We start from the raw sequence: 19189 nt of genomic DNA on the forward strand, positions 1-19189 counted from the left end.
GGCGTCAAGGGGGAGTTCCGAGACTAACGGGATTCGTTGACGCATCGAAGCACGGGGTGACGGACCAGCGCGCCCGGGTCCACCTCGCCGCCCGTCACGTGGAAGACCGCGGTCTCCCCCGGCAGCAGCGTCACGAGCTGGTCGTCCACGGTCGCGCGGGGGTCGAGCCGGTCGGGGAAGAGCGCCAGCTCGCGCACGATCGTCCGCGCGGTCACCCGCACCCGCAGCCCGCCCTCGATTTCCTCGACCACCGTGTCCATCTCGGCCGGCGGGTAGTCCATGGCCGGGTCCTCGCCCGGGAACCGCAGCGCGCGTACGTCGTCGAGGGCGGCCACCAGCACCTCGCCCGCCGGGTTCCCGGCGCGCGCGACCCCCTCGGGCAGCTTCACCGACATCGTGCCGCGCGCCGGGACCGACACGTCGAGGCGCTCCTTGGCCAGGATCTCCCCCGCCAGGGTGAGCCGGTCGACGGCGAGCTCGCCCGACCACGGCTCGTCGGTGTCGTTGACGACCGCCACCGTGCCGCCCTGGTCGCCCTGGAAGGTCAGCAACCGGTCGGCGTACGCCCGGCGCAGCGCGTGCCACAGCGGCTTGCGCCGCCCGCCGCCGTCCACGGCCGCCCAGGAGGTGACCGGCCAGCAGTCGTTGAGCTGCCACACGATCGTGCCCATGCAGTGGGGCGCGAGCGCCCGGAACCGCTCGATGCCGAACGCCATCGCCCTGGCCTGGTTGAGCTGGGTGTAGTAGTGCCAGTCGTCGAACCCGTCCGGCTGCGGCAGGTGCGCGCCGAGGCCGCGCAGCAGCTTGAGGTTGCCGTCGACGGCCTTCTGGTGGTGGGTCACCCCCGGGGAGACCGGCGTCAGCGGGTCGTCGGAGACCGCGGCGCGCAGCGTCGCGTACGTCGGCGGCCCCTGGAAGCCGAACTCGGCCACGAACCTCGGCGTGTAGGTCGCGTAGTGGGTGTAGTCCTGGTGGTTCCAGACCGTCCAGATGTGGACCGTGCCCTTGGACGGGTCGTTCGGCGGCAGGCCGGGGGATCCGGAGTAGGGGCTGCCCGGCCAGTACGGCCGGGTCGGGTCGAGTTCGGCGACGACGCGCGGCAGCAGGTCGTAGTAGAAGCCGCCGCCCCAGCTGCGGCCCTCCAGCGTGTCCTGCCAGCCCCAGTCGGCGTGGCCCTCGATGTTCTCGTTGTTGCCGCACCACAGCACGAGGCTCGCGTGGCGGGCCAGGCGGGCGACGTGCTCGCGGGCCTCGGCCTCCACCTCCGCCGTGAAGCGGCCCTCCTCGGGATAGGCGGCGCAGGCGAACGGGAAGTCCTGCCAGACGAGCAGGCCCATCTCGTCGGCGAGGTCGTAGAAGTCCTCGCTCTCGTACATCCCGCCGCCCCACACCCGCAGGCAGTTGGCGCCCGCGGCGGCCGCCTGGGCGAACCGCTCGGCGAGACGCTCGCGGGTGACGCGCGAGGGGAAGCAGTCGTCGGGAATCCAGTTGAAGCCCTTGACGAAGACCGGCCTCCCGTTGATCACGAAGGTGAACGCGTCGTCGGCGCGGTCGAGTTCGACCGACCGGAATCCGATCCTGCCCGTCCACTCCTGGTCCTCCAGCCGGACCACGAGGTCGTACAGCGGCTGCTCGCCGTACCCGCGCGGCCACCACAGCTCCGGGTCCGGCACGGTCAGCGTGACGACCGCGCGGCGCTGCCCGGCGCCGATGGTCACGGTCTCGATGATCCCACCCACCGAGGCGGTGAGCGTGAGCGGCCGCTCGGTGGCGCGCTCGACCGCCACGTGCACCTCGACGGTGCCGTCAGCCGAGGCGAAGGGCCGCACCTCGGCGATCCGGGCGGCGCTCCAGGTCTCGATGCCGATGGGCCGCCAGATCCCGGCGGTGACCACCGTCGGTCCCCAGTCCCAGCCGAAGTTGCAGGCCATCTTCCTGATGAACTGGTACGGCTCGGTGTAGGCGCCGGGGCGGTCGCCGAGGGCCGCCCTCTGCGCCTCCGCGTACCCGTACGGCGGGTCGAACAGGATCTTGAGCGTGTTCTCGCCGGCGCGCAGCAGGTGCCGCACGGAGAACCGGTACGACCGGTGCATGTTGGCCGTCGTGCCGATCTCGACGCCGTTGAGCACGAGCGTGGCGGCCGTGTCGAGTCCCTCGCAGACGAGGTCCGCCCGGTCGTCGTCAGTACCGTCCCACACGAAGGTGGTCTCGTACGACCACGCCGTACGCCCGATCCAGGTCAGCCGGTCCTCGTTGTCGTCCAGGTACGGGTCCTCGATCAGCCCGGCGGCGAGGAGGTCGGTGTGGACGCAACCGGGAACGGCCGCGGGCAGGCCCGCGACCACCGGCCGGAGCTGCCCGGTCGACGACACGGCGGTGACGGTCCACCCGTCGCGCAGGGGACGGTACGAGCTCACGCTTTCTCCTTACCGGCGCACGCCACATAGTGATCACTGTCGATCTCGGCCAGCCCGGGACGGGTCCGGCTCTCCTGCGGCGCCTCGTGGTACGCGCACGGCGCGTCCTCGACCATGTCCTCAGGCACGGCGTCCGTCCCCTCGGCGTCCGTCCACTTGGCGTGCAGCCGCGGGACCGAGGCCAGCAGCGAGCGCGTGTACGGATGCGCCGGAGCGCCGAAGACGAGGTCTGTGCGGCCCATCTCCACGACCTTCCCGTGCCGGAGCACGACAGTCCGGTCGCTGACGTAGTTGCCGAGCGACAGGTCGTGCGTGACGAACAGGATGCCGAGGCCGCGCGCCCGCAGGTCGGCGAGCAGGTTGAGCACGTCGATGCGGGTCGACGCGTCGAGCATGCTGATGATCTCGTCGGCGACCAGCAGCCGGATGTCGAGGAGCACCGCCCTGGCGATCAGCATGCGCTGGAGCTGGCCGCCGCTGAGCTGGTGGGGATACTTGCCGAGCACGTTGCCGGGGTCGAGCCGCACGCTCTCCAGCGCGGTCTCCACACGCGTGCGCCACTCGTCCGCGCCGGCCCGGGGGAAGTACTGCTCCTTGATCATGGTGAAGACGCGGTCGGCCCGGAAGACGGGGTTGTAGCAGCTGAAGGGGTCCTGGAAGACGCCCTGCACCTGGCGGTAGTACTCCTTGCGGTCCCTGATCGAGGAGATGTCCCTGCCGTCGAGGGTGATCGTGCCGGAGCTGACCGAGGCGAGGCGCAGGATCATCCGGCCGAGCGTGCTCTTGCCGCTGCCGCTCTCGCCGATGAGCGAGACCACCTCGCCCTCGCCGACCTCGAAGCCGACGTCGGAGACGGCCTTCAGCTCGCCCCCGCCGAACGCGCCGACGCGGTAGGTCTTGGACACACCGTCCAGCTTGAGCATCTATTCGGCCTTCCAGCAGGCGACGAAGTGGCCGGGGGCCACCTCCGCGAACGGCGGCTGCTCGGCGCACCGGTCGAACGCGAGCGGGCAGCGGTCGCGGAACCGACATCCCTCCGGCGGCTTGAGCAGGGACGGCGGACTGCCGGGGATGCCCGTCAGCCGGCGGTCCTCGTGGCGCACCCCCACCTCGGGCAGCGCGGAGATGAGCTGCGCGGTGTACGGATGCCGCGGGGCGGTGACGAGCACGTCGGCCGGGGCCTTCTCGGCCAGCCGCCCGGCGTACATCACCATGATCGTGTCGGCGATCTGGTAGACGAGCGAGATGTCGTGGGTGACCACCATCATGCTCGTGACCAGGCCGCGGTCGCGGAACCCGAGCAGCGTCGTGGCCACGGCCTTCTGGCTGGACACGTCGAGCGCGGAGGTGACCTCGTCGGCGATCAGCAACGAGGGGTTCAGCAGCGTGGAGACGACCATGACCACCCGCTGCTTCATGCCGCCGGACAGCTCGATCGGATAGCGGTCGAGCACGTCCCCCGACAGGCCGACCAGTTCGAGCCGCCGCTCCAGCTCGGCCCTGTCCGGCCGCTCGCCGCGCGACTCCAGCAGTTCCCCGACCATCTTGCCGATCTTCCTGGTCGGATTGAGCGCGCTCATCGAATACTGCGGGATGAGCGAGACCTCGCGGAAGCGGAACCGGTCCATCCCCCTGTCGTCCGACAGCGGCATCTGCCTGCCGTCCAGCTCCACCGTGCCGCCGGCGTGCCGCATGCGGCCGTCCAGCCGGATCAGGCTCTTGGCGAGCGTGGACTTGCCCGAGCCGGACTCCCCGGCCAGGCCCATGATCTCGCCGTCCGCGACGGAGAACGTGACGCCGTCGAGCGCCTTCACCTCGCCGCGCAGCGTCCGGTAGTAGACCCGGAGGTCGGTGACATTCAGCGCCACGTCACATCTCCCTCAGCTTCGGGTTGAACACCTCGTCCAGCCCGACGTTCATGACGTAGAGCGCGCCGACGATCGCCGTGATGCCGGCGCCCGGAGGGATGAACCACCACCACAGGCCGAGCTGGAGCGCGCTCCAGCGCGCGGCGTTGTTGAGCATCAGGCCGAGCGAGACCCCTTCAGTGGGTCCGAGGCCGATGAAGTCGAGCGAGGCGGCGATCAGGATCGAGCTGCCGAACAGCAGGATGAACGTCAGGAACAGGTACGAGCTCATGTTCGGCGCGATCTCCTGGAGGATGATCCTCGGGGTGCGCACGCCGCTCAGCCGGGCGAGGTCGACGAAGTCGCGCGAGCGCAGCGAGAACGTCTGCGCCCTGATCGCCCGCGCCGCCCACGGCCACGAGGTCAGCCCGATGAACAGCGCCTGCACGCCGATGCTGCGCACGCCCAGGTAGGCGTTGACGATCAGCAGCACCACCAGCGCGGGCAGCACGAGCACGATGTTGGTGAGCATGGTGAGCAGTTCGTCGGCCCACCCGCCGCGGTAGCCCGCGACGAACCCCACGACCATGCCGACGACCGCCGCCAGCACGCCGCCGAGCACGCCCACGAGGAACGTCGAGCGCAGGCCGTACACGAACTGGGCGAAGACGTCCTGGCCGAACGTCGTGGTGCCGAACCAGAACTCCCCCGACGGCGGCGCCATGGAGGGCCCGACGTAGTCGTTCGGCCCGTGGTCGAACAGCATCGGCCCGGCCAGACCGGCCACGAGCAGCACGGCGACGATGATCGTCCCGGCGACCAGTTTGCGGTTGCGCAGCGCGAAGTGCAGCGCCTCGTTTCTAAGACCGTTTCTCACGCCGCTCCTCCCATCCCGGTCCGGGTGCGCGGGTCCACCAGGACGTACGCGATGTCGATGACGAAGTTGGCGATCAGCACGCCGATGACGATGAACAGGAAGGTGCCCTGCAGCAGGAAGAAGTCCTGGTTCTGGATGGCCTGGAGGATCAGGTGCCCCAGCCCGGGATAACTGAAGACGATTTCGGTGACCAGCGCGCCAGCCACGAGCACGCCGAGTTGCAGGGCCAGGCCGGTCACCTGGGGCAGGATCGCGTTCCTGAAGGCGTAGCGCCGCACCAGCCGCGCGGGCGCGCCGAGCGCCCGCAGGTAGTCGACGTAGTCCGCCTCCAGCTCATAGATGATCATGTTGCGCATGCCGATGGCCCAGCCGCCGAACGCGACCAGGAACAGCGAGGCGAACGGGAGGAACCAGTGCTGGGCGAGACTGCCGAGGAACTCCCACGACAGGGACGGCCGCAGGTCGAAGCCGTAGGCCCCGGCGACCGGGAACACGCCCGCGACGATGCCGAGCGCCCAGGCCAGCAGGATCGCCAGCCACATGTACGGCGTGGCCGTCAGCACGTAGCCGACGGGGAGCACGGTGTTGTCGAGCCACTTGCGCCGCGCGGCGAAGGCGCCGAACCGGTTGCCCGCGAACCAGCTCAGCAGGATGGACGGGATCAGCAGGCCCAGCGTGTACGGAACCGCCCGGATGATCACGTCGGACACCGGCGTCGGGAACAGCCAGATGCTGATGCCGAGGTCGCCCTTCAGCAGCGAGCCCCAGAAGTTGAGGTACTGCTGCCACAGCGGCAGGTCGAAGCCGAACATCGCGGTGTAGTGCGCCCGCATGGCTTCGACGGCCGCCGGCTGCGCGACGTTCGCCCGCGAGAGCATGCTCTGCACGGGGTCGCCCGGCATGAACCGCGGAATCATCCAGTTGATGGTCACGGCCACGAAGAACGTCAGGCCGTAGATGAGAAGTTTTCTGCCGAAATAGCGGCGCAAGGTTCGACCTCCCGGTCGCGGAACGGCGCCCCCCTCCCGTGCTCAGGGTGGAAGGGAGGCGCGAGGAGATCAGCTTCCGGAGGCCGGCTGGAGTTCGGTGAGCATGAGCGTGCCGCCCATCTCCAGCCAGTTGCGCCACACCGTCGGCGGGTATTTCGGCGTGTTCGGCGCACTGCTGGGCCAGTTCTTCCAGGCCGAGTCGGTGGTCTGGGACCACAGGCCGTTGTACCAGAGCGGGACGACCGGCATGTCCTCAAGCTGGATCTTCTGCAGCTCAGAGGTGATCTTCTTCATGCCCGCGACGTCCTCGGGCTTGACCTGGTCGAGCTGCTGCGTGAGCTCCCACGCCCGCTTGTTCTCGTACCGGCCGAAGTTCGTCGTGGTCTGCAGCTTCTGCACCGGCAGGCGGAACAGGTAGTCGTAGTACAGCCAGGGGGTGTTCGCGAGCTGCTTGTCGTTGTTGAGGACGATGTCGTACTTACCCTGGTTGCGCACATCGACGAGCGCGTTGTAGTCGGGGAAGTCGGCCTCGATGTCGATGCCGGCGGCCTTGGCGCTGGAGCTGATGACCCGGGCCGCCTCCATCCAGTCGGTCCACCCGGCGGGCACGATCAGCTTCAGCGAGATCCTGCCGCCGCTCGGCGACTCCACCAGCCCGTCGCCGTTGCGGTCCTTGTAGCCGGCGTCGGCGAGCAGCTGCTTGGCCTTGTCGGGGTTGTAGGAGAAGCCGAGCCTGGAGGTGACGTTCTTGTCGACGTACTTGTCCCACTGCGGCAGCAGCCCGGACGGGTCGGACGCCTTGACCAGGTTGCCGTAGACGCCCTCGACGATCTTCTTGGTGTCGATGGCGTAGGCGACCGCCTTGCGGAACTCCCTGTCGTCCATCGGCTTCTTCACCGTGTTGAACCACATCCAGGTGGTGTTCGCCGGCAGCATGTACGGCGGCTGGTCGTAGTAGGTCTTGATGCCGAAACTGCCCTTGACCAGATTGGCGATGCCCGGCAGGAAGTTGTTGCTGACGTCGAGGCCCTTCTGCAGCAGCAGGCCCATCGCGACCTCGTTGCTGGAGTTGACGATGTCGACGACGTACTTGGGCTTGACGTCCTTGTTCAACGCCTTCGTCGCCCACCAGCCGTCGCGCTTGACCCAGACCATGCGGTCCTGGTCGTGGGACTGGTAGGCGTACGGACCGGTGCCGACGGGCTTGTCGTTGACGCCGTTCATCACCTCGTCCTCGGACCGCCCCTCCCACAGGTGCTTGGGGACGATGGCCCGGCTGTAGAGATGGTTGGCCCACTCCTGGTGGTTGGCCGTGGTGAAGGTGAACGTGACGGTGTAGTCGTCGACCTTCTCGGCGCTCTTCATCCAGTCCCAGAGCGGGTGGTAGGGGACGGTCTCCATCTTGCCGAGCTCGAAGGTGAAGATCACGTCGTCGGCCGTGAACGGCTTGCCGTCCGACCAGGTGATGCCCTTGCGCAGCTTGAGCGTGTACTCCAGTTCGCCGGTCCAGTCGCCGCTCTCGGCCAGCCAGGGCGTGAACTTGTCGGTGTTCGGGTCGTACATGAACAGCGTCTCGTAGACCAGGCCCTTGGTCCCGGTGGCGAAGTCCCACTCGCGCAGCGGGTTCCAGTTCGCGGGCGGGCCCCACTGGGTGCCGCTGGTGTAGAGAGTCTGGTTGCGGGGCAGCGCCCCGCTGCCGCCATCCGCCGGGGCTGCGCCGCCTCCCGCCGCACCTCCGGGGCCGGTCGGCGTGGACGATCCGCTCCCTCCCGAGCAGGCCGCGCTCAGCAGGCCGGCCGCCAGCACCGGTATGAGAAACCGCGATCGGTTTCGCATGGTGACTCTCCTTCCAGGCCCCGATGACGTTCGGCTCGCTGGTGCTGAACCGGATAAGTACCGAGACCGTAAAATCCGGATGTCGCCGGTGTCAATAGGAACAAGATGGAGGCAAAGTAACGGTAGTAGGGTGAGCGTCACTGGACCGGTTCAGTTCGAGGGGACACGTGAGAAGACCGACTATCGCGGACATCGCACGCCAGGCGGGAGTCTCCAAGGGCGCGGTCTCGTACGCCCTGAACGGCCAGCCGGGGGTGTCCGAGGCCACCAGGGCCCGCATCCTGGCCATTGCGAACGAGATCGGCTGGCGTCCCAACATCGCGGCCAGGGCGCTCAACGGCGCACGCGCACACGCCGTGGGCCTCGCCCTGTGCCGGCCCGCCCGGTTCCTCGGCGTCGAGCCGTTCTTCATGGAGCTGATCAGCGGCATCGAGGCGGAGCTCTCCGCCCGCTCCTACGCGCTGCTGCTCCAGGTGGTCGGCGGCCACGAGGCCGAGATGGGCGTCTACCGCCGCTGGTGGGGGGAGGGCCGGGTGGACGGCGCCATCCTCGTCGACCTCCACCTCGACGATCCCCGCGTGCCGCAGGTGGAGGAGATGGGCATGCCCGTCGTCGTCCTCGGGCATCCCTCGGCCGCCGGATCGCTCGTGCCGGTCTGGGCCGACGACAGCGCGGCCGTGCGCGAGACGGTGGAGTATCTCGTCGCGCTCGGGCACCGGCGGATCGCCCGCGTCGCCGGACTGCCCCGGCTGTCGCACACGGCGATCCGCGACCGGGCGTTCGGCGACGTCTGCGCGGGCCTCGGGCTGGACACCTGCCCGATCGTGCACACCGACTACACGGGCGAGGAGGGCGCGCGGGCCACACGGCGGCTGCTCAGCTCATCCGAGCGGCCCACGGCGATCGTCTTCGACAACGACATCATGGCCGTGGCCGGCCTGTCGGTCGCCCAGGAGATGCGGCTCGACGTGCCGGGCGACCTGTCCATCGTCGCCTGGGACGACTCCCCGCTCTGCCAGGTCGTCCGCCCGCCGTTGACCGTGCTCACCCGCGACATCCCGGCGTACGGCGCGCACGCGGCGCAGCGGCTGCTCGCGCTGATCGACGGCGCGGAGACCAGGCCGCTGGAGGACCAGGCCCCGCGCCTGACCACCCGCGGCAGCACGGCGCCGCCCGCTTGATCTTGCGCGGTGGTTACTACGTTTGAAAGGTGACGTTCAGGGGAGATCGCTACACTTGGCCCCGTTTGCCGCTACTGGCTCTCGACCTGGTGAGAAATGCCTGGTCCGACCCTCAGGAGCACGACAGTGGGTCACGTCGACGTCCGTCCCGCCCCCCCGGTGGAGGACCTCCCGGCGCCGCCGCCCCGGACACCGCCCAAATGGCGGGCATGGCTGTGGGTCACGGTGTCGGGAGCGCTGGGCGCGCTCACCGGCGCCGCCACGTTCGCCGTCGGCGGCTACGTCACGCTGAGCGGCAACGTCAAGCACGAGGCGGTGACCCAGAAGGATCTCGGGGGCGAGGCCCGCCCACAGAAGATCAGCAAGGCGCTCAACGTGCTGATCGTGGGCTCGGACCAGCGCAACGGCGCCAACGCCAGATACGGCAAGTTCCCCGGCGAGCGCACCGACACGATCATCGTGGCGCACATCTCCCCGAACCGGGACGGCGCGGTGCTCATCAGCTTCCCGCGCGACTCACTCGTCCGCCTCCCCGCCTGCCCGGCGAAGGGCAACCTGCCGGGCCAGCGGCCGCACGTCGGAATGATCAACGAGTCGTTCAACTCCGGCGGCATCGCCTGCACCTGGAGAACGATCGAGGGCCTCACCGACATCCACATCGACCACTTCGTGAAGGTCGACTTCACCGGCTTCAAGGCGATGGTGAACGCGCTGGGCGGCGTGCAGGTCTGCCTGCCGCAGGCCGTCCACGACAAGAAGGCGCTGCTCGACCTGCCCGCGGGCAGGCAGACGCTCAAGGGCGAGCAGGCACTCGGATACGTCCGTGCCCGCTACTCGCTCGGCGACGGCTCCGACATCGGCCGGATCCAGCGCCAGCAGATGTTCCTCGCGTCGATGGCCAAGGAGGCCATGAGCGGCGAGACGCTGACCAACCCCGCGACGCTGTTCGGGTTCCTCGACGCGGCGACCAAGTCGATCACCACCGACCCCGACCTCACGATCGGCGTGATGAAGGACCTCGCGACGAGCGCGGAGGGTCTGACCGCGGGGCAGATCCGCTTCGTCACCACCCCCTGGCGCTACTCGATCACCAACCCCGGCCGGGTCGAGTGGGTGCAGCCGCAGGCCCAGCGGTTGTTCAGGATGATCGCCGCCGACCAGATCGCCAAGAACGTCAAGAGCGGCGAGCAGAAGATCCCGAAGTCGCAGATCCACGTCCTGGTGCGCAACGGCAGCGGGCAGCAGGGGCTCGGCACCCAGGTGGCCGCCGAGCTGGAACAGCGCGGCTACCACATCGTCAAGGTCGAGCAGGCGCCCACGCCGTACGCCAAGACCGTGGTGGCCTACTCGGGCAACGGCGAGAGCCGGGCGTCCCGGCTGTTCCGCGAACTCAAGAAGTCACGGTCCCGCCTGGTGCGCACGGCCACCACGCAGACCCTCGTGCTGGGGATCGGAGCCGACTGGAACGGGATGAAGCCCCCCAGGACGCTCGAGGACGTGGAGGGCTTCGACGCCACCCAGGACAGCTGCACGGCCTCCTAGGAGAAGAGTCCGGGAAGAGTTCTAGCCGAAGAGCCAGCCGAACAGACCGCCGCCGCGGTTCGACGTGTCCTCGGCGGGAGCGGGCGCGGTGGTCGGCTGCTCGGTGACCGGCTCGGACGTGGGGGCCGTGGCCGCCTGCTCCTCGGACCTCCCGGTGTCCGTCCGCGAGGTCTGCCCGTCCGACCGCTCGTCGGCGGACGACCGTTGCGTGTCGACCGACACGCGGGAGCGCACCGGGCGCGGGGTGGAGTCGGCCCGGGAGCCGGAATCCTGCCCGTGGGACCGGGACGCGTGTGTGGGCGCCGACGACGCGGCCGGCGCCGAGGTCCCGGACGTGCCGGGCCGGGTCCGTACGGGTTCGGCCGTGGGGGCGTCGGTGGGGAGGCCGGTAGGGGCGTCGGTGGGCGCCGCGTCGTCGGTGACGTCCGTGGGCTCGTCGGTCGGCTCCCCCGCCGCGGCGTCGTCGCCGGGTGCGGGCGAGACCGGTGCCGTCGCGGCCGTCCCCGCCTTGGCCGCGCAGCTCGCCCCGTCCTCGCACTCCGTTCCGGAGGGCTGCCCGACCCACAGCGCCAGCGCCCAGATCACGCCCAGGGCGCCGACGGCGATCAGCCCGGTCCGCAGCAGCATCCCGCCGCGCCCTGAACGCTCGTCGTCGTCATCGTCGGGGTCGGGGGCGTTGCGCCAGCCCGAGCCGAGGAAGCCGCGCGGATCGGTGTCGCCGTCGCCCGTCAGGCGCTCCTCGCGCGCCAGGTGCTCGTCGCCCACCGGGTAGTCGTCGCCCACCGGGTACTCGTCGTCCACCGGATGCTCCGCGTGGAGCCGGGCGGTGCGCCCGGCGGCGTAGTCGTCGTAGTCGGCGTGGTCGGCGGGAGTCTGCGCGGGCTGGTCCGGCCGCCAGTCCTCCGACAACACGTCCCCGCCGTCGTCCGGCCTGCCGTCGAGAGCGTGTTCGTCCTGCTCCTCGGACCAGAACCGGTCTCCCTCCCCGCCGTATTGGCCTTCGCCCGTGATGTACGGCCGGATGTATGAGCCGTCCTGCTCGTAGGCGTCCTCGGTGACCGGGTCGCGCATGAAGGTCCTTCCTCAGTGAGCTTTTGGGTCGTGTCCCAATAGCGAACGTTCCTAGCACTGGTCGACACGTCCTGTCTGGAAATTTCACAACAATCACTGGAAGCAGGTTTGTCACGTCCGTCACAAACCCAGCAAACCCATCGGGCTTGACGGGATTCCTGGAACGGTCTTTAATATCGACTAAACCGACTGACTTGGTAGGAATCTCCGGAATAGAGGACGGGCATGACAGTACGCAGGCTCGGGGCCATCGCAGCCGCCGTCATGGCGACGACCACCCTGGTCACCGCCTGCGGGGGAGACGACAACGCCGGCGGGGGCAACGGCGGCGGCGACAAGGTCCAGTTGGCGCTGGTCGCCTACTCCACCCCCCAGGCGGCGTTCGAGGACGTCATCAAGGCGTTCCAGAAGACGCCCGAAGGCAAGAACATCACCTTCACCCAGTCGTACGGCGCGTCCGGCGACCAGAGCCGCGCCGTGGCGAACGGGCTCAAGGCGGACATCGTCGAGTTCTCCCTGGAGACCGACATCACCCGTCTCGTGAAGGCCGGCATCGTCGCGCCGGACTGGAACTCCGGTCCCAGCAAGGGGATCCTCACCAAGTCCGTCGTCGTCATCGGCACCCGCAAGGGCAACCCGAAGGGCATCAAGACCTGGGACGACCTCGTCAAGCCCGGAGTCGAGGTCATCACGCCGAACCCCTTCACCTCTGGCGGCGCCCGCTGGAACCTGCTCGCGGGCTACGGCGCCAAGTCGAACAAGGGCGCCGACCAGGCCGCCGGGCTCGCCTACCTGGACGCGCTGCTCAAGAACGTGCCGGTCCAGGACGACAGCGGACGCAAGTCGCTGCAGACCTTCACGGGCGGCAAGGGCGACGCGATCATCACGTACGAGAACGAGGCGATCTTCGCTCAGCAGAACAACCAGGAGATCGACTACACGGTCCCGGACTCGACGCTCCAGATCGAGAACCCGGTGGCCGTGACGAAGAACAGCGCCCACCCCCAGGAGGCCGCGGCCTTCCTCACGTACCTCTACTCGAACGAGGCTCAGACGATCTTCGCCAAGAACGGCTACCGCCCGGTCGTCGACGGCGTGACCGGCTTCGACTGGCCCGCCCCGCCGCAGCTGTTCACGATCCAGGACCTCGGCGGCTGGGACAAGCTCACGGCCGACTTCTTCGACTCCACGACCGGCAAGGTCGCGGAGATCGAACGCAAGCTCGGCGTGGCGACCGAAAAATGACGCTCGAAGTGACGCGGGAAGCGACCGCGATCACCGCACGCCCGGTCCGGCGCCTGACCGGCGGCACCGCCGCCGGCCTCGGCACCGCGGTGCTGTACCTGAGCCTGATCGTGCTGATCCCACTGGCCGCCGTCGTCTGGCGCTCGGCCGGTGAGGGGCCCGGGTATTTCTGGCGTTCGGTCACCACCCCCGACGCCTGGGCGGCGCTCACCCTGACCATCGGCGCCTCGGCGCTCGTCGCCCTGGTCAACCTGGTCATGGGCACGGTCATCGCCTGGGTGCTGGTCCGCGACCGCTTCCCCGGCCGGGCGGTGCTCGACACGATCATCGACCTGCCGTTCGCGCTGCCGACCATCGTCGCCGGTCTCGTCCTGCTCGCGTTGTACGGCCCGCAGTCCCCGCTCGGGATCAATCTGGCCTACAGCAGGGCCGGAGTCGTGCTGGCCCTGCTGTTCGTCACGCTGCCGTTCGTCGTCCGTACGGTGCAGCCGGTCCTGCTGGAGCTCGACACGGAGATGGAGCAGGCCGCGGCGTCCCTCGGCGCGGGCCCGTTCCAGACCTTCCGCCGGGTCATCCTGCCGAACCTGATCCCCGCGATGCTGTCCGGCACCGCTCTCGCCTTCACCCGGGCGATCGCCGAGTTCGGCTCGACCGTGCTCATCTCGGGCAACCTGCCGTTCAAGACGCAGGTCGCGGCGGTGAACATCTTCAGCCAGATCGAGGGCGACGACACCACCGGCGCGGCCGCGATCTCGACGGTCCTGCTCGTGGTGGCCCTGGTCGCGCTGATCACGCTCGACATCCTGCAGCGTTGGGGGAGCCGCCGTGGCTAAGCACGTCCTGCGCGGGGTCACCGTCGTCTACGTTCTGTTCCTGCTGGTGCTGCCCGTCGCGCTGATCACCTGGCGGACCTTCGGCGACGGTCTCGGGCCGTTCGTCGATGCGCTGACCTCCCCGTCGGCCCTGCACGCCTTCAAGGTCACGATCGTCGTCGCCGGCTGGGCGGTCCTGGCCAACACGGTCTTCGGGGTCGGCGCCGCACTCCTGCTCGTCCGGCACCAGTTCCCGGGCAAGCGCCTGCTGGGGGCGTTCATCGACCTGCCGATGGCCGTCTCGCCGGTCGTCGTCGGGCTCGCGCTCATCCTCGTGTACGGCCGGTTCTCCCCGGTCGGCGGCCTGCTGGAGAGCTGGGGAGTTCAGGTGATCTTCTCCACTCCCGGCATGGTGATCGCCACGGTGTTCGTGGCGCTGCCCCTCGTCGTGCGAGCCGTCGTACCGGTCCTTGAGGAGCTCGGCGACGAGCAGGAGCAGGCCGCGCACACGCTGGGCGCGAGCCACCTCCAGACGTTCGTCCGCATCACGCTCCCCGGCATCCGCTGGGCCCTCGGCTACGGCATCGTGCTCTGCCTGGCCCGTTCGCTCGGCGAGTACGGCGCGGTCGCGGTGGTCTCGGGCCGCCTCGTGGACCAGACCCAGACGCTGACGCTGTTCGTGGAGGAGCGGTTCCAGAACTTCGACCAGCCGGCCGCGTTCGCCGCCGCCACGGCCCTCGCCCTGATCGCCGTGGTCACCCTGCTGCTCACCAAGCTCCTGCGCCCGAAGGATCGCATCGATGGCAATTGAGGTACGCGACGTGAACAAGTCGTTCGGGACGACCCCCGTCCTGCACGACGTGTCGCTGGACGTCGCCGCGGGGTCGCTCACCGCCCTGCTCGGCCCGAGCGGCGGGGGGAAGTCGACACTGCTGCGGGTGATCGCCGGCCTGGAGCGGCCCGACACCGGCACGGTGCGGATCTCCGGCGTCGACGCCACCCGGCTGTCCCCGCAGCGGCGGGGCGTCGGCTTCGTGTTCCAGCACTACGCCGCCTTCAAGCACCTCACGGTCTTCCGCAACGTGGCCTTCGGGCTGGAGATCCGCAAGCGGCCCAAGGACGAGATCCGCAGACGCGTCATGGAACTGCTGGAGCTGGTCCACCTGGAGAAACTGGCCGACCGCTACCCGTCCCAGCTGTCGGGCGGGCAGCGCCAGCGCATGGCCCTGGCCCGGGCCCTCGCGGTGGAGCCCCAGGTGCTGCTGCTGGACGAACCGTTCGGCGCCCTCGACGCGCAGGTGCGCAAGGAGCTGCGCACGTGGCTGCGCCGGCTGCACGACGAGGTCCACGTCACCACCGTGTTCGTCACCCACGACCAGGAGGAGGCCATCGAGGTCGCCGACACGATCGTGGTGCTGGCCGGGGGCGAGGTCGTGCAGGCCGGCAGCCCCGGCGAGGTGTACGACAACCCGGCCAACCCGTTCGTGATGCGTTTCCTGGGCCCGGTCACCGAGATCGGCGGCAGCCTGGTCCGCCCGCACGACATCGAGATCAGCCCGGACCCCGTCGACGGCGGCTCCCCCGCCGTGGTGTCCCGCGTCGTACGGCTCGGCTTCGAGGTCCGCGTGGAGGTGGAGACCGGCGGGCACGAGGCGTGGGTGCAGGTGACGCGGGAGCAGGCCGACCGGCTCGGTCTCGGGCCGGGCGACACCGTGCACCTCAGACCCGCGCCCGGCGCCCGATCCCTGGCCCTCGCGCTGTGACAGACACAGTGACAGACGCAGTGTGAGACATGCGGCTCTCCGTACGGACCCAGTACGCCCTGCGCGCCGCCGCCGAACTGGCCGCGGCCGCGCCGGGGCCGGTCCCGGCCGAGCGGATCGCGGCCGCCCAGCGCATTCCGCGGCGTTTCCTCGACAACATCCTGCTGCAGATGCGGCGGGCCGGTCTGATCCACAGCCAGCGCGGGCCTGACGGCGGATACTGGCTCGCGCGGCCGGCCGAGCAGATCACGCTCGCCGACGTCGTCCTCATCATGGAAGGGGCGCCGCAGGACAGCGAGGGGTTCCACGGGGTCGCGGAGCCCCTCGGCGACGTCTGGACGGCGCTGCGCGACCACGAGCAGGCGACGCTCGCCGAGGTCACGCTCGCCCACATCGCGGCCGGTTCCCTTCCGCCCCTCTGATCCCGATAGTTGTGGAAGACTCCACGTTCAGGTGGGTTCAGGTGGAACGTGCCGGGGCGTAGAGGCAGGCGGGATGGGTACTGCTGGGCAGCTCATCGTCAGGCGATACCGGCTGCTCCGCGCCCTCGGGCAGGGCCGCACCGGTCTGGTGTGGGAGGGCCACGACACGCTGCTCGACCGGCCCGTCGCGATCCGCGAGGTCCTGCTGCCCCCGAACCTGAGCGAGACCGCGCGACTGCGGCTCGTCCAGCGGATCTCCCGCGAGGCCCGCCAGGCCGAGCGGCTGCACCACCCCCACATCGCCGCCGTCTACGACGTCGGCGAAGAGGGCGACACCCCGTTCGTCGTGACGGAACTGGTCCCCTCGCGCTCGCTCGACGGGGTGGTCTCCGGCGACGGGCCGCTGCCCCCGGCCGAGGCCGCGCGGATCACCCGCATCGTGCTGTCCGCGCTCACGCACGCCCACGCCGCCGGCGTACGGCACGGCGACGTCCGGCCCGCCAACGTGCTGCTCGCGCACGACGGCCGGGTGCTGCTCGCCGACTTCGGCATGACGGTGCCGGCCACCGATCCGGCGTTCACCCGCGATCCTGTGCCGGGCGGCCCTCCCGCCGGCCGCGGCACCGAGACCTACCTCGCCCCCGAACGAGCCGCCGGCGGTCCGCGCACGGCCGCCGCCGATCTGTGGTCGCTGGGCGCCACCCTCCATCTGGCCGTCACCGGCACCCCTCCCCCGGGCCAGGGGCCGCTGGAAGAGGTGCCCGGGGAGCTGCGCGCGGTGCTCACCGGGCTGCTGGCCCGGGAGCCCAGGCGGCGGATCGACGCGGAGACCGCTGACCGCCTGCTCGCGGAGATCGAGCCGCCCTCCCCGCCTCCGCCCGTACGCCGCGGCCTCAGCCGTGCTCGTCTCGTCACCGGGATCGCGGCGGCCGTCCTCGTCGCGTGCGCTGTGGGCGGTTGGGCTGTGGGGGGTTGGGCTGTGGGCGGTTGGGCGGGGCTGCGCCCCGGCGGGGAGAACCGGGCCGGCGCGGGGGCGGTCGCCTCTCTCACGGCGTCAACTCCGGCCTCCCCCTCGGCCTCCCCCTCGGCCTCCTCCTCGGCCGCCCCGTCGGGGTCGGCGTCCGGGCAGCCCGCGCGGCGGTTGAAGCTGAAGTGGCACACGTCCGACGCCGGCTGGCGGGCCGGCGTGCCCCGCGGCTGGACCCGCGAGGACCTGCCGTACTCGACCTCGTGGCGCTCGCTGGACGGCGGGGCGGCGTTCACGGTCGAGGTGACCGGGCAGCGCGGCACCGATCCCCTGGCGGCGCTCGGCGAGGCGGAGGAGATTCTCCGCCCGGACGCCAGGACCTATCGCAAACTGCGGCTCAGGGCCGTGACCGGCGAGCACGGCCCTTCCGCCGACTGGGAGTTCACCTGGACCCCGCGCAGGGCGTCGGCGCGGGACCACCTGGTCAAGGGCGTGGAGTATCACCAGTACCGCCGGGTGATCTCCACGGGCACCACGACGAGCGTGCTCACCTGGACCGCCCCCGCCGCCGACTGGGACGCCCTGCGGCCCACGCTCGTCAGGGTGCTCTCGCTCTTCCAGCCGCCGCCGCTCGGTGCGACGCCTTCCCCGGCCTGAAATCCCCCCGTGCTCTCCACCCGTGTGCCATGATGACGCGCAAATGAAAGTGACAACGGTTTTCATTCCTGATCGGGGGTCGGAATGCGCCTGGCGTTCGTCGGCAAGGGGGGCAGCGGCAAGACCACGCTGTCGTCGCTGTTCGCGAGATACGCGACGAGAAGGGGGCCGGTCGTCGCCATCGACGCCGACATCAACCAGCACCTCGGCCTGGCCCTGGGCCTGGATGGGGGCACGGCCGGGCACCCTCCGCCGCTGGGCGGGATGCTGACCGAGATCAAGGACTACCTGCGCGGCGACAACCCCCTGATCCGCGACACGGCGTCCATGGTCAAGACGACCCCGCCCGGGCGTGGCTCGCGGCTGGTCCGGCTGAACGACCCGTTCTTCCCGTCGCGCTCCGTCGAGGGCGTCTCGCTCATGGTCACCGGCCCATTCGAGGAGAACGACCTCGGCGTCGCCTGCTACCACTCCAAGCTGGGCGCGGTGGAGCTCTATCTCAACCACCTGGTCGACGGCCCCGGTGAATACGTCGTGGTGGACATGACCGCGGGGGCGGACTCCTTCGCCTCCGGGTTGTTCACCCGCTTCGACCTCACCATCCTGGTCGCCGAGCCGACCCGTCAGGGGGTGAGCGTCTACCGGCAGTACCGCGACCACGCCGCCGGGTTCGACGTCGAGATCGCCGTCGTGGGCAACAAGATCCACGCGCCGGAGGACGTCGACTTCCTCCGCGAGCACGTCGGCGACGACCTGCTGACCTGGTTCGGCCACTCGCCCGCCATCCGCGGGATGGAGCAGGGCCGGCCGTTCACGCTCGACGCTCTGGAGCCCGCCGGCCATCTGGCCCTGGCCACCATGCTCGACCGGCTCGACGCGCAGCCCAAGGACTGGACGAAGTTCGGCAGGCAGGCGGCCGAGTTCCACATCAGGAACGCCCATGCGTGGGCCAACCGGGCGACGGGAGAGGACCTGGTCGCGCAGATCGACCCCGGCTTCGTGTACGGCCCCGCCGTCGCCTCCTCATGAACGTGTCGCCTCCGCGCCAGATGGAGGCCCGCAGCGTTCGATCTACCGTCTACTGCGTCCCCGCTCAGTGAGCAGACGCCGAGAGGAGAACAGCTCATGTCGCTGTCCGTGTCCAACGACCTGCTCGACCAGGCCCGTGCCGGTGAGGTGGACGACGCGGCCTTCGTCGCGTGCGTCCGCGACTCGCTGCCGTACGCCTGGGCGACGATCACCGCGCTGGTCGAGCGTCGAGACCGGTCCGGCTCCGACTTCGCCGACAACCACGTGCCGCCGCCCGACGAGGCCGCTCGCGGTCAGTTGCTGCGCTGCCTGGCCAGCGACGCGATGCGCGGCGCCCTCGAAAGGCATTTCGGCGTACGCCTGGCCTTCCAGAACTGCCACCGTGTCGCGGTGTTCCGCCCGGAGGCCACCGAGGCCTATCGGGAGTTCGTCACCCCCCGCGCACAGATCCTGAACCAGAGCCCAGAACTGGTCGACTGCTGACCTGACGCCGACCGGCCGGGGGCGGCTCCCGTTCACGCCGCCCCCGGCCCT

General features: G+C 70.1%; 17 protein-coding genes. 10 read left to right on the forward strand and 7 right to left on the reverse strand.

Annotated features, from left to right (window positions below):
- Nucleotides 1-23: 23 nt before the first annotated feature.
- From ACGFIB_RS30970 to ACGFIB_RS30995, 6 genes are all read right to left on the reverse strand, one after another.
- Nucleotides 24-2417, reverse strand: a complete 2394-nt coding sequence (locus ACGFIB_RS30970) for a glycoside hydrolase family 2 protein (protein ID WP_393376636.1) — start codon at nt 2415-2417, stop codon at nt 24-26.
- The gene (locus ACGFIB_RS30975) at nt 2414-3340 is read right to left on the reverse strand and encodes an ABC transporter ATP-binding protein (RefSeq protein WP_357238563.1); all 927 of its coding nucleotides are present in this window, start codon (nt 3338-3340) and stop codon (nt 2414-2416) included. The genes ACGFIB_RS30970 and ACGFIB_RS30975 overlap by 4 nt, the downstream gene beginning before the upstream one ends.
- On the reverse strand, nt 3341-4285 hold the full coding sequence (locus tag ACGFIB_RS30980) for an ABC transporter ATP-binding protein (protein WP_357238561.1): 945 nt from the start codon (nt 4283-4285) through the stop codon (nt 3341-3343).
- A gap of 1 nt (nt 4286) precedes the next feature.
- Entirely contained in the window at nt 4287-5141 is an 855-nt protein-coding gene (locus tag ACGFIB_RS30985; protein WP_393376638.1) for an ABC transporter permease, read from the reverse strand.
- Complete coding sequence (locus ACGFIB_RS30990; protein WP_142573546.1) at nt 5138-6130, reverse strand: ABC transporter permease; 993 nt, start codon at nt 6128-6130, stop codon at nt 5138-5140. The genes ACGFIB_RS30985 and ACGFIB_RS30990 overlap by 4 nt, the downstream gene beginning before the upstream one ends.
- Before the next feature lie 69 nt (nt 6131-6199).
- The gene (locus tag ACGFIB_RS30995; RefSeq protein ID WP_393376640.1) at nt 6200-7966 is read right to left on the reverse strand and encodes an ABC transporter substrate-binding protein; all 1767 of its coding nucleotides are present in this window, start codon (nt 7964-7966) and stop codon (nt 6200-6202) included.
- Between the two features lie 167 nt (nt 7967-8133).
- On the opposite strand from ACGFIB_RS30995, the gene ACGFIB_RS31000 reads away from it, so the two are divergent.
- Nucleotides 8134-9147 carry a LacI family DNA-binding transcriptional regulator gene (locus tag ACGFIB_RS31000; protein ID WP_357238555.1) on the forward strand — a complete coding sequence of 338 codons (1014 nt, stop codon included), beginning with the start codon at nt 8134-8136 and terminating at the stop codon, nt 9145-9147.
- Between the two features lie 126 nt (nt 9148-9273).
- Nucleotides 9274-10689: an LCP family protein gene (locus ACGFIB_RS31005; protein ID WP_393376642.1), complete on the forward strand. Its 1416-nt coding sequence runs from the start codon at nt 9274-9276 to the stop codon at nt 10687-10689.
- A 21-nt stretch (nt 10690-10710) separates the two neighbouring features.
- Here the strand turns inward: ACGFIB_RS31005 and ACGFIB_RS31010 are convergent, their stop codons facing one another.
- Entirely contained in the window at nt 10711-11760 is a 1050-nt protein-coding gene (locus ACGFIB_RS31010; RefSeq protein WP_393376644.1) for a chromosomal replication initiator protein DnaA, read from the reverse strand.
- Between the two features lie 225 nt (nt 11761-11985).
- On the opposite strand from ACGFIB_RS31010, the gene ACGFIB_RS31015 reads away from it, so the two are divergent.
- The 8 genes from ACGFIB_RS31015 to ACGFIB_RS31050 all read left to right on the forward strand — a co-directional run bounded on the left by ACGFIB_RS31015 (nt 11986) and on the right by ACGFIB_RS31050 (nt 19138).
- Nucleotides 11986-13005, forward strand: a complete 1020-nt coding sequence (locus ACGFIB_RS31015) for a sulfate ABC transporter substrate-binding protein (RefSeq protein ID WP_357238549.1) — start codon at nt 11986-11988, stop codon at nt 13003-13005.
- 8 nt (nt 13006-13013) lie between these two features.
- A complete protein-coding gene (gene cysT / locus ACGFIB_RS31020) occupies nt 13014-13838 on the forward strand; it encodes a sulfate ABC transporter permease subunit CysT (protein ID WP_393376646.1) in 825 nt (274 codons plus the stop codon).
- Nucleotides 13831-14628: a sulfate ABC transporter permease subunit gene (locus ACGFIB_RS31025; RefSeq protein ID WP_393376647.1), complete on the forward strand. Its 798-nt coding sequence runs from the start codon at nt 13831-13833 to the stop codon at nt 14626-14628. Before cysT ends, ACGFIB_RS31025 begins: the two co-directional genes overlap by 8 nt.
- Nucleotides 14618-15580, forward strand: coding sequence for a sulfate/molybdate ABC transporter ATP-binding protein (locus ACGFIB_RS31030; protein WP_357238545.1), 963 nt, complete (start codon nt 14618-14620; stop codon nt 15578-15580). Before ACGFIB_RS31025 ends, ACGFIB_RS31030 begins: the two co-directional genes overlap by 11 nt.
- 29 nt (nt 15581-15609) lie before the next feature.
- Nucleotides 15610-16002, forward strand: coding sequence for an RrF2 family transcriptional regulator (locus ACGFIB_RS31035; protein WP_142573530.1), 393 nt, complete (start codon nt 15610-15612; stop codon nt 16000-16002).
- A 73-nt stretch (nt 16003-16075) separates the two neighbouring features.
- Nucleotides 16076-17626 carry a serine/threonine-protein kinase gene (locus tag ACGFIB_RS31040; protein WP_393376648.1) on the forward strand — a complete coding sequence of 517 codons (1551 nt, stop codon included), beginning with the start codon at nt 16076-16078 and terminating at the stop codon, nt 17624-17626.
- A gap of 84 nt (nt 17627-17710) precedes the next feature.
- Entirely contained in the window at nt 17711-18655 is a 945-nt protein-coding gene (locus ACGFIB_RS31045; protein WP_393376650.1) for an ATP-binding protein, read from the forward strand.
- Between the two features lie 96 nt (nt 18656-18751).
- Nucleotides 18752-19138 (forward strand): SCO5389 family protein, encoded by a 387-nt coding sequence (locus ACGFIB_RS31050; protein ID WP_142573525.1) that lies wholly within the window; start codon nt 18752-18754, stop codon nt 19136-19138.
- Nucleotides 19139-19189: the final 51 nt, after the last annotated feature.

The sequence above is a fragment of the Microbispora bryophytorum genome (assembly GCF_043197435.1).
Lineage (GTDB): Bacteria > Actinomycetota > Actinomycetes > Streptosporangiales > Streptosporangiaceae > Microbispora > Microbispora bryophytorum.

Excerpts from the sequence above, each read along its gene's own strand:
- ACGFIB_RS30975 (WP_357238563.1), bottom strand. The coding sequence starts at position 3,340 with ATGCTCAAGCTGGACGGTGTGTCCAAGACCTACCGCGTCGGCGCGTTC.
- ACGFIB_RS30995 (WP_393376640.1), bottom strand. The coding sequence starts at position 7,966 with ATGCGAAACCGATCGCGGTTTCTCATACCGGTGCTGGCGGCCGGCCTG.
- ACGFIB_RS31010 (WP_393376644.1), bottom strand. The coding sequence starts at position 11,760 with ATGCGCGACCCGGTCACCGAGGACGCCTACGAGCAGGACGGCTCATAC.
- ACGFIB_RS31015 (WP_357238549.1), top strand. The coding sequence starts at position 11,986 with ATGACAGTACGCAGGCTCGGGGCCATCGCAGCCGCCGTCATGGCGACG.
- ACGFIB_RS31030 (WP_357238545.1), top strand. The coding sequence starts at position 14,618 with ATGGCAATTGAGGTACGCGACGTGAACAAGTCGTTCGGGACGACCCCC.
- ACGFIB_RS31035 (WP_142573530.1), top strand. The coding sequence starts at position 15,610 with ATGCGGCTCTCCGTACGGACCCAGTACGCCCTGCGCGCCGCCGCCGAA.
- ACGFIB_RS31040 (WP_393376648.1), top strand. The coding sequence starts at position 16,076 with ATGGGTACTGCTGGGCAGCTCATCGTCAGGCGATACCGGCTGCTCCGC.
- ACGFIB_RS31045 (WP_393376650.1), top strand. The coding sequence starts at position 17,711 with ATGCGCCTGGCGTTCGTCGGCAAGGGGGGCAGCGGCAAGACCACGCTG.
- ACGFIB_RS31050 (WP_142573525.1), top strand. The coding sequence starts at position 18,752 with ATGTCGCTGTCCGTGTCCAACGACCTGCTCGACCAGGCCCGTGCCGGT.